The sequence below is a fragment of the Enterovibrio qingdaonensis genome, from assembly GCF_028683135.1.
In the GTDB taxonomy this organism is placed as follows: Bacteria; Pseudomonadota; Gammaproteobacteria; order Enterobacterales; family Vibrionaceae; genus Enterovibrio; species Enterovibrio qingdaonensis.
On record NZ_JAJUBB010000017.1, the window covers coordinates 37,292 to 50,068 of the forward strand.

Sequence of the window (12,777 nt, forward strand, 5' to 3'; positions counted from 1 at the left end):
GCTCAGCATCAGTTGCCAACTGCTCTTACAATTCTTATTTGTTTTTCATCCGGCACTTCTTGATAAGACAAGACGCGCAAGGATGGGATCGTGTTCTTCACAAATTTGGCTAGCGTTGATCTCAACACGCCGGATGTGAGAAGAACGGCAGGCTCACCTTGCAACTCTTGTTGCTGTGTCGCCTCAGACAAACTTTGCTGCAATCGCTCAGCCAGTCCAGGTTCAATACCTGTCGATTCACCACCAGATGCTTGCATAGTTTTATGCAATATCTGTTCCAATTCAGGCACCAGCGTAATCACCGGTAGCTCTGGAGCTATACCGTTGATTTCTTGTACGATTAAACGTTTGAGGGAAATACGAACTGCCGCGGTTAGGATGTCGGGATCTTGACTCTTCGGCGCATACTCAGAGAGCGTTTGGATTATGGTTCGAACATCTCGAATAGGAATGGCTTCATTGAGTAAGTTCTGCATCACTTTCACAACAACGCCCAACGAGACCAAATCAGGAATAAGCCCCTCAACCAGACGAGGTGCTTGCTTCGCCAACATATCAATAAGGTTCTGCGCTTCTTCATGCCCGAGCAAGCGCTCAGCATTATTCGTAAGCATTTGACTTAGGTGCGTTGCTAACACAGTCGCGGAGTCAACAACGGTATAACCCAACGCTTGCGCATGCTCTCGCTGTGCTTTATCAATCCATACGGCTTCAAGTCCAAACGCAGGATCAACGGTAGGCTCGCCATCAATCGGCCCAAAGACTTGCCCTGGATTGATCGCCAACTCTTTGTCAGGACGTATATCGGCTTCACCGACTGCAACGCCCATCAAGGTGATTCGGTAGCTGTTTGGCGGAAGCTCCAAATTGTCGCGGATATGAACAGGTGGCACCAAGAAACCAAAGTCTTGCGACAGCTTCTTACGCACACCTTTTACGCGGTCGAGCAGCTCGCCGCCCTGATCACGATCCACCATCGGGATGAGGCGATAGCCAACCTCTAGACCTATCACATCGACGGGTTGTACATCATCCCATGAAAGCTCTTTGGGTTTAGGTGGTGCAAGTTCCTGCTTCGGCGTCTCTTCTGCCGCCACTTTCGCTTTTTCGATTTGCTTGGTTTTCCAATACGCAAACCCACCACAAATCGCGGCGAGAGTCAGGAATGGTATGTGCGGCATACCGGGGACAATACCCATAATGAAGAGTATGCCGGTGGAAATAATCAGTGCTTTGGGATTGTCGACAAGTTGAAAGACCAGTTGCTGGCCCATGTCTTCATCGGTATTTTGACGCGTTACCATCATTGCCGCACCAATCGATAGCAACAACGACGGGATTTGCGCAACCAAACCATCACCAATGGTCAAAAGCGTATAGATTTCAATCGCATCTGAAAAGGCAAGGCCGTGCTGCATCATACCGATGATCAGGCCGCCAACGATGTTGATAACCAAGATCAGAATACCTGCGATAGCATCCCCTTTCACGAACTTGGACGCACCGTCCATTGAACCGTAAAAGTCAGCCTCTTTCGTCACTTCCTGACGGCGAGTACGTGCTTGGTCTTGGTTGATTAGACCGGCGTTCAAGTCCGCATCAATCGCCATTTGCTTACCCGGCAATGCGTCCAAGGTGAAACGCGCGCTCACCTCAGAGATACGACCCGCACCTTTCGTGACAACCATAAAGTTAATGATCATCAAAATGAGGAAGACCACCAAACCGACGGCATAGTTACCACCGATAACGACCGAACCAAAGGCTTCAATAACTTCACCCGCAGCACCCGGCCCTTCGTGACCATGTAGCAGTACTACACGGGTTGAGGCCACGTTCAATGCTAGACGCATCAAGGTCGCAATCAGAAGTACGGTAGGGAATGCTGCAAAATCCAGCGGTCTACGCGTGTAAACCGTCACTAGAAGCACAACCAAAGACAATGCAATGTTGAATGAAAACATCAGGTCAAGCAGGATTGCCGGCATTGGCAATACCACCATCGCCAGCGTTGACAACACCAGCAGTGGCGCGCCAATCGAGGGGAAGGAACCTCCGCGCTTGAACGGCAGTTTGTCTTGGACCTTGTCGTAAAACGGCAAAGAGAGCTTCATGAGTGATTTTTAGTCGTTTTTCTGGGTAATGACGAAGCATTATGCAAAAAACAAACCAAAATAATTAGTGCTTTATTTCAATAAATTAGAAGATTGGCATCACATCAGTGACGTAATTCTGGCGGTATGGGTAATTGTTGATCAGCTAAGGTTTTAGGCTTGCGACCACGGCCGTTTTTGTATTGCTTGAGCTGGAAGACATACGCGAGCAATTGCGCAACTGCCGCAAACAAACCGTCAGGAATTTGTTGCTCAAGTTCGGTACTGAAATAGACTGCACGCGCCAACGGGGGCGCGGGTACGATGGTGATGTCATGTTCTGCTGCAATTTCTCTAATCTTAAGCGCGAGGAAGTCGGTTCCTTTCGCCACCACAATCGGGGCCCTGTCAATTTTGCTGTCATAGCGCAATGCCACCGAATAGTGCTCCGGGTTGGTGATGATAACGTCAGCAGATGGCACTTCAGACATCATTCGCCGTTGCGCCATTTCACGCTGCAACATACGAATACGCCCTTTTACTTCAGGCTTACCTTCCGTTTCTTTGTATTCATCTTTGATTTCTTGCTTGGTCATTTTGAGCTGTTCATTGTGTTGCCAAATTTGAAATGGCACATCAATCGCCACAACCACCAGCAATGAGCAGCAGATCAAAAGAACAAAGTTGAGCAAGATATCTAACGCGTGGTAGAGGTTTGTTGGAAAGGTCTCGATATTTAGCTGGAAGAAGTCTTCTACACTCGCCCACATCAAGTAGAAGGCCACGCCTGATACCAGCGCAACTTTTAAAATCGACTTTATCAATTCAACCCAGCTTTGCTTGCCAAACATGCGTTTGATGCCTTGAAGCGGGCTCATCTTGGACAACTTGGGGCGTGCTGCTTCCCAAGAAAACGATACACCACCCAGTGCGGACGCGCCTATCAGACCTGCCACAAATAACATGCTCAACACTAAAGAAAGAGGCCACGCGATATGGAATATTGCGCCATACGAGATAATTCCAAGCGTGGTGACGTCAAATATTTCCTCTCGTGAGAGAGTGAAAAACTTACGCATGATTTCCATCAACGCAACGCCTAGACCTTCGCCAAACCACATCAAAGAAACCGCACCGATAATCAGTACTGCAACCGATGCCAGTTCTCTTGAGCGCGGAACCTGACCCTTTTCCCGCGCCTGCTGCCGCCTTCGGGGCGTGGCTTCTTCTGTGCGTTCTTGACCGTCGTTCTCAGCCATCAGGCACCCCCGCCTACCGTACAGTCGAGACGAATTAAGTCACAGATGGCATCCACACCCGTTTCCCAATGGTTGAGGTAATGAGGCAAAATGCCACTTAACAAGTACATACTGATCAAAAGACCAACAAGTAACGCAAAAGAAAAACCCAGAGAGAAAATATTTAGCTGTGGTGCTGCACGCGTCATCACACCAAAGGACATGTTCACGATAAGAAGCGCGATAATCCCTGCCAATGCCATGCCCAATGCCACACTAAACATGATGCCGAACCAACTGGCTAAGAGGCGATAATCCGCAGCTTGAAGCGTTTCACCGACAGGTAAACTCTTAAAGCTCATCATGACGAGGTTGAGCATCTGAAGATGACCGTCTGTTGCGAGAAACAACATGGTTGCGACGAACAGATAGAACTGACCAAGAAGTGGCGTGTTCTGACCGTTTGCGGGGTCAACCATTGAGGCAAAGCCCAAACTCGATTGCATACCGATAATCTGGCCTAACAGCACGAATGTTTGCATCACAAACTGTGTGACCGTCCCCATGGCGATACCGATAATAATTTGTTGGGCCAACACCAAGAAGCCGCCATAAGACAACAGCTCAATTGACGACGGAACTTGCGGTAAAGCAGGCATCACCGCAAAGGTAATCGCTAAAGACAGATACAATCTCACACGCACGGGTACGTAACGGGCACCAAAGAAGGTCATCGTCATCATCATTGATGAGATGCGCGTCAGCGGCCAGAAAAACTGAGCCATCCAATCGAGAATAATATCTGCGGGGTATTCCATCGACGCTATTGCCTCAATACAGCAACATCGGTATTTCTTCTACCAACCGGAAGAAATACTCCATCAGCATGCGGGTCATCCAGTGTCCAAATACCATCAACGCGATCAGTGTTGCAATCAAACGCGGTAAGAAACTGAGTGTTTGTTCGTTGATGGACGTGGCGGCCTGAAAAACAGCCACGATAAGACCAACGATAAGACCGGGAATAATAATGGCCGAAACCATGATCAGAATGAGATAGAGCGCATCCTGGAATAGCTCAACAAACGCTTCTGGTGCCATGACTCACTCCTACCCAAAACTGCCGGCAAGTGTCGACAGAATCAGATTCCAGCCGTCCACCAACACAAATAGCATCAGCTTAAACGGCAACGATACAATCATTGGCGATAGCATCATCATACCCATCGCCATCAACACGGATGCCACCACCAAGTCGATAATCAAAAACGGCAGGAACAACATAAACCCTATCTGGAATGCCGTTTTCAACTCTGAGGTGATGAAGGCAGGGATCAGCACCGTCATTGGCACCAACTCGGGGTCCGTTGCGTCCGAACCCGACATGTTCACAAAGGTTTCCAAATCTTTGACGCGCGTTTGCTGCAACATAAATTCACGAAGAGGGATTTGAACGCGATCAAACGCTTCTCTAGAAGAAATTTCTTCATTGAGATATGGCTGAACCGCCGTAACGTTCATTCTGTCTATCACTGGCGACATAATGAAAAACGTCAGAAACATGGCGATACCGATGATCACCTGATTCGACGGTGTCTGCTGCAAGCCCATAGCCTGTCGCAAGATAGACATCACCACCACAATTCGGGTAAATGAAGTCATCAAGATGACAATCGCAGGCAGAAAACCTAACGCTGTCATCATCGCCAGTATTTGCAACGTTACAGAATAGTCTTCGCTGCCATCTGGGTTGACCGTCATGGTTAATGCTGGAATGCCACTGCCATTTCTTGCTTGCATCATCGACGCTTCCCCTGCGTTATTGATCAGGGTTTCCGTGACAGATTCAGAGGCAGGCACGGCCTCTTCTTCCGCAAATGCAGACGGTGTGAGCATAAAACAGCAAAGTGCCAGAAAAATGGCACTGACAGATTTAAGACGCATCATTTTTTTTCAGAATATGGTTAAGTTGAGAAGAAAACGACGGTGTCGTCGGCGCGGATGTTTCCATTGGCTTATCCAAACTTTTTATCAAAGTGATTTGGCTCGCGGTCACACCTACCAGCACTTGTTCACCGTTAACATCGAGCACGACGACTCGCTCTTTTTGCCCAAGAGGCAACTGGCTAATTACCTTCAACCCTGACTTAGAGCCCATCATAGAAGGGACTTGCATGCGCTTCAGTAACCATGCCAAACCGAAAATCAGGCCAATGACAAACAGTAAAGCGACAAATGTCGTTGCTAAACTTTCGCCATCAGGCGCAGCAGCGAAAGCACTCGGTGCGTAAATCAGTCCAATCAGAGCAAGTCGCAGGAAAGCCATTTGGGTCTTCTTCTTCAGCCAAAAAACAGGGGGTGTTTGCTCTGTTAAGCAAAATTCAGGCCGAAAAAAAACACACCCAAAGGGATGTGCTTTTTAAGCCAAGAAAGGCGCGCTATTAACGCAGCTTCTTAATACGTTCGGTTTGGCTGATTACGTCAGTCAGACGAATACCAAACTTATCGTTGACCACAACAACCTCACCATGCGCAATGAGTGTGCCGTTGACCAAAACATCCAATGATTCACCTGCCAACCTGTCTAACTCAACGACTGAGCCTTGGTTCAATTGCAGCAAGTTACGAATGTTGATATTGGTTCGTCCGACTTCCATCGAAATCGTCACGGGAATATCTAAAATAGCATCCAGTTTTCGGATTTCGTCAGCATTCATCGGTGGCGCTTCATCGACAAGCTCATCCAGCGGTGCCGTTTGTACGTCGTCTCCACCTTCTACTTCAGCTTGTTCAGCAAGTGCTGCAGCCCAATCGTCTTCTACGTCACTCATGATTCTTCACCACATGGTTTATCAGTTTTAATCATCGCTATCACTGCTGTTATTTTCATCTAGGTTTTCAAGCGCTAAGAACTCTTCGTCCTCTTCTAACAGCACGATATCGCTTTTCGCCACTTCTGGGCGTTTGAGTTTTTCAGTAATCTTGATAGCAAGGTTGTCGTTTGCCTGTCCCATCTTCCCTCTAAAGGTTGGAAGATCTTCCACAAAGACGGTACAGGCATCCGGCATTTTCACAGGAATCACATCCCCGACTTGAAGCTCCATCATGTCGCGAAGCGACAAGGTTGTATCCAGAAGTTTAGCTGTCAGCTTCACTTCTACATCCATCACCTCATCTTGCAGTGCTTTAGACCAGCGAAGGTCTGTATCCATCTTGTCACTTTGGATACCCGCATCGAGCAATTCACGGATTGGCTCCACCATCGAGTAAGGCATGACAACGTGAAAATCGCCACCACCTCCGTCTAACTCGATATGGAATGAGCTTACGACGATAACTTCCGTCGGACTCACGATGTTCGCCATCGCAGGGTTCACTTCTGAATCGAGGTATTCAAACTCGACCTTCATGACCGGAGCCCACGCATCCTTGTAGTCTTCAAACACCAACTTAAGCAGCATTTGAATGACGCGTCGCTCTGTTGGGGTGAATTCACGACCCTCAATACGGGCATGAAAACGGCCATCACCGCCAAAAAAGTTTTCCACAAGAATAAAGACTAATCGTGCTTCCATGGTTACGAGAGACGTCCCTTTTAGAGGACGGAATCTCACCATGTTCAGACTCGTCGGCACAAACAGCGTATTTTGGTACTCACCAAACTTCACCATTTGAACGCCGTTAATCGAAACCTCCGCGGTTTTGCGCAACATATTAAACAAGCTGATACGCATATGGCGCGCAAAACGCTCGTTGATCAGTTCCAACGTAGGCATACGCCCACGTACGATGCGGTCTTGAGATGAGAAGTCGAAATTTGAGGCGGAAGCTACATCACCCCCACCCGATTCGGGTTCGTCATCTTCAACATCGTCTACACCATGAAGGAGAGCATCAATTTCGTCTTGACTGAGTAGGTCGGTCACATTGCACCTATTGCATTACAAAGCCAGTAAATAGCACCCGCTCAACCACAGTTTTGCCGGTAACTTTTTCCATCGCAGCTTGAACGGTGTCAGCTGCCTGTTTACGAATTTCCACCTGTCCTTGTGGGGTTCTGAGCTGCTCAACCGTGGCGGCCCCAAACGTTGTGAGCAAGCTATGCTCAACAAGCGGTAAGTTTTGTTTTGCAAGTGATTCATTTGAATCACCACGCACCATTAATTGCACATTGACTTGAACCAAGCGCTGTTGAGAGTCACCCGTTACGTTAAACACAAAGGGCTGCGGCAAGGTGACATAAATCGCTTGTAAATTGACTGGCTCGGCTTCTTCTTCAATGACGATGTCATCTTTACCGCCACTGTCTCCGCCCGACATAAACAAGAACGCTCCTGCACCACCACCTAACAACAGAAGAGCGGCCACGATTATGATGATAAGCTTTTTCTTACCGCCACCACCGCCTGCTTCAATATCTTCATCTGCCATGATAATCCTCGGTACCGTTAATTAAGTGTCTGTTTAAATACGCATGTAGCATGAGTGCTACATTAAGCATAATAGTCGACACGATCCTTTGATGTATTGACGTAAAGCTCACGATTGATAGTTGAACTTTCAATCTCATGATCCCCATCGCCTCGACCAAAGCGAGATGTACCATCCTGACCGCCCTGGCCACTTTGATTATCACCTTGTTGGGACTGTTGGCCTGCAAATGCCTGCCTACCACCCGCATCTTGCTGCTGAACCGAAGATTGCGCTAACTGAAGGCCTTGCTGCTGCATCATTTCACGCAGTCTTGGTAGCGTTTGTTCTACCATGTCTCGTGCGGCTTGATTGGCAACCGTAAACTGTACCGAGGCCTGATCTTGGTTCATCGACAGCTTAATTTGCATGCGACCAAGCTCCGGCGGATCTAAGCGGATATCCACGTGCTTTAAGTTTTTCGACATCATCATGTTAACGCGCTCTTGCAATGCAGTGGCAGCATCATCAGTCTGGTTTTGACTTAATTGCAGCGGTGTTTGAACAACGGTGTTGTCTAATCGTGCCGCCGTCGTCGAACCTTGGTTGCCAAAACTGGTCGCTAGCTGTTGCGCCAAATGCTCGGCTTTCACCTCAGGTTTGGTCTGAGTGGCTTCCGTCATCTGCAAGGCTGTCGCTGCATCAAGTGCAGCACTACTTGCGGCTGCTTGTGGCTCACCATTACTCACCATTGCGGCGGGAGTCCAAGGGATCGCTGCGAACGCAGAAGCAGGGGTTTGCTGCTGTAACTGAGGATTAACCGCAGCTTGAACTGCTGACGCCGCTTGCGTTAAACCGTTCTGAGCATGTGCCAACGTAGCCGGGTTTTTCATGTGACTTTCGCTGGCTTCAATATCATCAGAAACCACAGAATTTGCTGCTTGCGCGGCTATTTGTGCGCGTAGCAAAGCGTCTTGTTGAGGCTTAGTAAGTACCTCTGCACCTGATTTCGCGACCATTTCAGTTTCAATGGGATCGGATACATTCGCTGTTTGCGCCGTCGCAGTCTGGCTCAATGCATTGCTTGCTTGCAGTGCCCCTGCCATGGTTTCAGCACTTAACTCAGGTGCCACGTGTTCATTGGCTGTATCTGTCATCTGCGAACGAAGCGCACTTTCAGGCAACGGCGTATCTAGCTCCGTTTGATTGCTTTGCGCTGGCAGTGCTTGTTCTTCCGACGCACGTTTTGCAATCATTTCCAATTCTGTGGTCGACAATGCGTCAACATCAATGCCTTCGCTCGCAAGAACAGCTTTTACATCTTCAACAGATAGCACCTTCGTATCTGTCGTTGCTCCCTTAACGTCGCTTAGCATTGCAGCGATAGGCAACCGGTCAGTCGTGATCTTTTCGGCACTTTCCAGTTCAACTCGCATGTTTTCCGCATCATTCAACGGCAAAGTTTTGCCGACTGGTGCCAAGGTTATGATGCTTTGATCAGCGCGAGAGGATTCTGTGCCTTTTTCGCTCTGAGGCTTGAGCACGCTGTTTGCTTCATTAAGCCTTTGAAGCCAGGCTTCGCCGTCTTGTTTAGCGGTGAGTGGTTTCTCCGTTGCCTCTGTATCAACATCCACATCAGCACTCTTTAGCGATAAGGCGATCTCTTCTGATACAGCCACATCACCTTGTTTTACGTTTTGAGATACAGTTTCATCACTGTCAATTTCTTCGCCTTCAGGTGCCAAGTTTTCGACGTCTTTTCCTTCCGTCTCACCGACACCGCTCGCCAGCAATTCATTCAATGCAGCTTCACTTTCTACGCCATCGATGGCAATGTCTTGCTTGCCCTCAGAGGCCTCAGTATCACCAGAAACAAACTGCGCCAGCTGGGCAAAGAAACCTTCGCCTTCCATTTCAGTAACATCCTGAGAAACTGCACCTTTGGCTTCGCCAACGGCAGCTTTGTTATTGGAGATACCGGAGAGTATGAAACTGGTTTGATTCATAGTGATCCTGCTTCGAATACTTTGTCGTTTCTGGGTAGGTAGGCATCGCTACCTGCGCGTTACAAAGTGTGAAGCAATTATCAGGCCAAACTAGGGTCTTTTTATCTTTGGTGGCTAAATTTTGTTCTCGCGAAAAGCGTTTTAGGCGCGGCGAGGTGTGTGCCGCCTAGTTATTCTACGCAAATACACCTCAACAAAGCATAATCTTCACCAAAGATAAACAGACCCTAGAATTGTTCACGTTTTTGGCGGGAAAAACTTAACATAGCGAACTCGTCCATCTGCTTTTGCTCTAGACGTTCAGCCCGCATTCTCGCTTCCTTTTCGCGTTTCTCGATAAGCCACTCTAATGAGCGTGTATGCTGGCGACATTGCATCCAATGCTCTCGGCAACGTTCGACATTTTCCTCAAACTCTATTGCCGCTTGGCGTTGTCTTGCCAGCGTTTCATCTAGCTGAACAATAAATCGATTGAGGTGACCGTAGCTACTTGCACTTAATCCCGCCTGCCCGCGATCTGACATTTGACGAAAGTAATCAAGACGATACTGCTCAATTTGCTCAACTTGAATGTAGTAGCCTTGAAGCTCTTGTTGAGCGGCAACCAGTGCCACATGCGCTTTGTGTTCTGTGTCTTTCGCTTGGTCGAGTAGCAAGTTCATCGCGTTATTAGACATGGTTCACCTATTGCAGCGTTGAACGGAGCATATTGACACACATCCCATAGGGCACAACCTCTTTCATGCCTTGCTGCAGATAGCCATCAATACGTGGTTTCAAGGTGAAAGCCTGATCAATCGATTGGTCAGTACCAGGTTTATACGCGCCAATCGACACCAAATCCTGGTTTTTTCGACAGACGGAGAGAATTTGCCGCACAGCCCGAGACATCAACATGTGTTCATCATCCACAATGTTTGGCATTACACGACTCACTGAACGCTCAACATCAATGGCAGGGTAATGCCCTGCGTCCGCCATTTCGCGGGATAAAACGATGTGACCGTCTAAAATTGCACGCGCAGCATCAGCGATAGGGTCTTGCAGATCATCGCCTTCGGTTAACACGGTAAAAAAGGCCGTGATAGAGCCTTGCCCTTCTGCGCCATTGCCCGCACGCTCAACCAATGCTGGGAGCTTCGCAAACACTGACGGCGGATAACCTTTGGTCGCTGGGGGCTCACCTACTGACAATGCAATCTCACGCTGAGCTTGTGCAAAACGCGTCAGTGAGTCCATCAAAAGCAGAACATCTAGCCCTTGGTCGCGGAAAAACTCCGCGATAGTCAAAGCAGTCTGACATCCCTTAAGGCGCATCAATGGTGAAGCATCTGCAGGTGCAGCAATGACTACAGAGCGCGCGCGCCCTTCCTTACCAAGGATCTCATCAATGAATTCTTTAACTTCTCGACCACGTTCACCAATCAGGCCAACGACAACAACCTGAGCGGTTGTGCCGCGCGTCATCATACCGAGCGTGACAGATTTACCGACACCCGAGCCCGCAAACAACCCAATACGTTGTCCTTTTCCTACCGTCAGCAATCCATTAATGGCTTTAATGCCGACATCCAATGGGGTATCGATAGGTTTCCGGGAAAGTGGGTTAATTGCAGCTGGCGTAAAGGAGGCTGTCTGTCCGGTGAAAATGTCACCCATGCCATCTAACGGGTTACCTACGCCATCAATTACGCGACCAAGAAGTTCAAGTCCAACGGGAACACCTTGCTCACCCGATAGCGGCGTTACGCGCGCGCCTGGCAACACACCCGATATTTGCTCACTCGGCATGAGATAAAGCGTTTCACCCGAGAAACCAACGACTTCTGCTTCAATACTGCCGCTGAGTGTTTCCACTTTGCACAAGCTACCAATGGGAGCTCGGCAACCAATGGCTTCTAAGGTCAATCCGACAACGCGAACGAGTTTACCCGACGCAACAGGCCGAACACTCAGGTTCTCTGTGGAGAGCGAATTCAATCTCTCAGACAGGCTGGCCATTTTCGCCTTCTACATTGTGCACGTCAGAAATGTCGGATGTTTCAGAAAGATCATCGCCTGTAGAATTGATGTCCTGTTGCGAGGTGTCGCTGCCGGAAGACGAATCTTCAGGTACAGATTGATCGACGCTAACCATCTCGTCAGTCACCACCTTATCAGGCCCCAATAACACATCGGCACCCGTTTCATCTTCTGCCAGTTCCGGCTCTCGACTTAGGTTTTGGCCTGCAAAACGGCTTAATGCTTGAGAAATGCGGTCTTCAATACGATAGTCCACAATGGAGTCACCGCAAGCGACTTGAATATCCCCACGATTGAGAGACGGTTCGGCAATCAAGCGCCATTCGCGATCACGCAGCGATTCCACACTGTGTGCAGACGTGACAACCTCCATATCATCTGGGTGCAAGTAAATCGTCACCTGACGCCCCGCCATCGGCAAGGCATTTACCGCTTCACGCAGGGTATTGAGGATCACTTGTGCGTTCGTCATCACTTCCGTTTGAATGACCGACTTGGCAAGGTGCATCGCCAGTTCAACCACTTGTTGTTGAACTTGATGATCAATTTGGTGGATAGGGAAAGCGAGCTTGGTTAGCATCACATCTAGGTGACGGCAACGCTCTTCAACAAGTTGCTGACCGTCAGCCAAGCCTTGTTCAAAGCCTTCTGCTTTGCCGGCTTCAAGGCCTTCAATTTTGCCTTGTTCCAGTCCCGATGTTTTGCCTTCGTCAAAACCCGCTTCACGCCCTTCTTCATGCCCTTCTTCGTATGCCGACTGCCGAATTTCTTCAAGCACCTCGGCCGTCAGCATGGAAAGATCTAACTCAGGCTCAACGTCTGGCTCTTCTAGCTCAGGGGGCTCCCAACTCGGATCATAGTTGAGTGCTGTGTCTTTTGGCTGGGGTTTGCCCGCAGCGTAACTCGGTATTTCCCAACGTTCGAGAACATCTTCAGGTTGTTCGCTGGTTCGGATATAACCGCGTCGACGGTCAAGGCTCATGCTGCTACCTTCAACATTATTACTGC

13 protein-coding genes are annotated in these 12,777 nt (G+C 48.9%); all 13 read right to left on the bottom strand.

The features are described from left to right. Nucleotides 1-8: 8 nt before the first annotated feature. Nucleotides 9-2,114 carry a flagellar biosynthesis protein FlhA gene (flhA, locus tag LRP49_RS18970; RefSeq protein WP_274143989.1) on the bottom strand — a complete coding sequence of 702 codons (2,106 nt, stop codon included), beginning with the start codon at nucleotides 2,112-2,114 and terminating at the stop codon, nucleotides 9-11. Nucleotides 2,115-2,218: 104 nt separating this feature from the next. Then, nucleotides 2,219-3,352: a flagellar biosynthesis protein FlhB gene (gene flhB, locus LRP49_RS18975; RefSeq protein WP_274143990.1), complete on the bottom strand. Its 1,134-nt coding sequence runs from the start codon at nucleotides 3,350-3,352 to the stop codon at nucleotides 2,219-2,221. Continuing rightward, complete coding sequence (fliR, locus tag LRP49_RS18980) at nucleotides 3,352-4,149, bottom strand: flagellar biosynthetic protein FliR (RefSeq protein ID WP_274143991.1); 798 nt, start codon at nucleotides 4,147-4,149, stop codon at nucleotides 3,352-3,354. Before fliR ends, flhB begins: the two co-directional genes overlap by 1 nt. A 13-nt stretch (nucleotides 4,150-4,162) precedes the next feature. Beyond that, the gene (fliQ, locus tag LRP49_RS18985; protein ID WP_274143992.1) at nucleotides 4,163-4,432 is read right to left on the bottom strand and encodes a flagellar biosynthesis protein FliQ; all 270 of its coding nucleotides are present in this window, start codon (nucleotides 4,430-4,432) and stop codon (nucleotides 4,163-4,165) included. A gap of 9 nt (nucleotides 4,433-4,441) precedes the next feature. Continuing rightward, nucleotides 4,442-5,275 (bottom strand): flagellar type III secretion system pore protein FliP, encoded by an 834-nt coding sequence (fliP, locus tag LRP49_RS18990; RefSeq protein WP_274144097.1) that lies wholly within the window; start codon nucleotides 5,273-5,275, stop codon nucleotides 4,442-4,444. After that, nucleotides 5,265-5,657, bottom strand: coding sequence for a flagellar biosynthetic protein FliO (fliO, locus tag LRP49_RS18995; protein ID WP_274143993.1), 393 nt, complete (start codon nucleotides 5,655-5,657; stop codon nucleotides 5,265-5,267). Before fliO ends, fliP begins: the two co-directional genes overlap by 11 nt. Before the next feature lie 115 nt (nucleotides 5,658-5,772). After that, a complete protein-coding gene (fliN, locus tag LRP49_RS19000) occupies nucleotides 5,773-6,162 on the bottom strand; it encodes a flagellar motor switch protein FliN (RefSeq protein ID WP_078751387.1) in 390 nt (129 codons plus the stop codon). A gap of 27 nt (nucleotides 6,163-6,189) precedes the next feature. Further along, the gene (gene fliM, locus LRP49_RS19005) at nucleotides 6,190-7,257 is read right to left on the bottom strand and encodes a flagellar motor switch protein FliM (RefSeq protein WP_274143995.1); all 1,068 of its coding nucleotides are present in this window, start codon (nucleotides 7,255-7,257) and stop codon (nucleotides 6,190-6,192) included. 7 nt (nucleotides 7,258-7,264) lie between these two features. Continuing rightward, complete coding sequence (gene fliL / locus LRP49_RS19010; protein WP_274143996.1) at nucleotides 7,265-7,762, bottom strand: flagellar basal body-associated protein FliL; 498 nt, start codon at nucleotides 7,760-7,762, stop codon at nucleotides 7,265-7,267. A gap of 62 nt (nucleotides 7,763-7,824) precedes the next feature. Next, on the bottom strand, nucleotides 7,825-9,747 hold the full coding sequence (locus LRP49_RS19015; RefSeq protein WP_274143997.1) for a flagellar hook-length control protein FliK: 1,923 nt from the start codon (nucleotides 9,745-9,747) through the stop codon (nucleotides 7,825-7,827). 227 nt (nucleotides 9,748-9,974) lie between these two features. Next, on the bottom strand, nucleotides 9,975-10,424 hold the full coding sequence (gene fliJ / locus LRP49_RS19020; protein WP_274143998.1) for a flagellar export protein FliJ: 450 nt from the start codon (nucleotides 10,422-10,424) through the stop codon (nucleotides 9,975-9,977). A 7-nt stretch (nucleotides 10,425-10,431) separates the two neighbouring features. Then, on the bottom strand, nucleotides 10,432-11,748 hold the full coding sequence (gene fliI / locus LRP49_RS19025; protein ID WP_274143999.1) for a flagellar protein export ATPase FliI: 1,317 nt from the start codon (nucleotides 11,746-11,748) through the stop codon (nucleotides 10,432-10,434). Then, nucleotides 11,732-12,751, bottom strand: coding sequence for a flagellar assembly protein FliH (gene fliH / locus LRP49_RS19030; protein ID WP_274144000.1), 1,020 nt, complete (start codon nucleotides 12,749-12,751; stop codon nucleotides 11,732-11,734). The genes fliI and fliH overlap by 17 nt, the downstream gene beginning before the upstream one ends. Nucleotides 12,752-12,777 lie beyond the last annotated feature (26 nt).

What these genes read in the sequence shown, in the direction of transcription:
- fliP (WP_274144097.1), bottom strand. Translation starts at nt 5,275, where the DNA reads ATGCGTCTTAAATCTGTCAGTGCCATTTTTCTGGCACTTTGCTGTTTT.
- LRP49_RS19015 (WP_274143997.1), bottom strand. Translation starts at nt 9,747, where the DNA reads ATGAATCAAACCAGTTTCATACTCTCCGGTATCTCCAATAACAAAGCT.
- fliH (WP_274144000.1), bottom strand. Translation starts at nt 12,751, where the DNA reads ATGAGCCTTGACCGTCGACGCGGTTATATCCGAACCAGCGAACAACCT.
- fliN (WP_078751387.1), bottom strand. Translation starts at nt 6,162, where the DNA reads ATGAGTGACGTAGAAGACGATTGGGCTGCAGCACTTGCTGAACAAGCT.
- flhB (WP_274143990.1), bottom strand. Translation starts at nt 3,352, where the DNA reads ATGGCTGAGAACGACGGTCAAGAACGCACAGAAGAAGCCACGCCCCGA.
- fliI (WP_274143999.1), bottom strand. Translation starts at nt 11,748, where the DNA reads ATGGCCAGCCTGTCTGAGAGATTGAATTCGCTCTCCACAGAGAACCTG.
- fliO (WP_274143993.1), bottom strand. Translation starts at nt 5,657, where the DNA reads ATGGCTTTCCTGCGACTTGCTCTGATTGGACTGATTTACGCACCGAGT.
- flhA (WP_274143989.1), bottom strand. Translation starts at nt 2,114, where the DNA reads ATGAAGCTCTCTTTGCCGTTTTACGACAAGGTCCAAGACAAACTGCCG.
- fliR (WP_274143991.1), bottom strand. Translation starts at nt 4,149, where the DNA reads ATGGAATACCCCGCAGATATTATTCTCGATTGGATGGCTCAGTTTTTC.
- fliL (WP_274143996.1), bottom strand. Translation starts at nt 7,762, where the DNA reads ATGGCAGATGAAGATATTGAAGCAGGCGGTGGTGGCGGTAAGAAAAAG.
- fliQ (WP_274143992.1), bottom strand. Translation starts at nt 4,432, where the DNA reads ATGGCACCAGAAGCGTTTGTTGAGCTATTCCAGGATGCGCTCTATCTC.
- fliJ (WP_274143998.1), bottom strand. Translation starts at nt 10,424, where the DNA reads ATGTCTAATAACGCGATGAACTTGCTACTCGACCAAGCGAAAGACACA.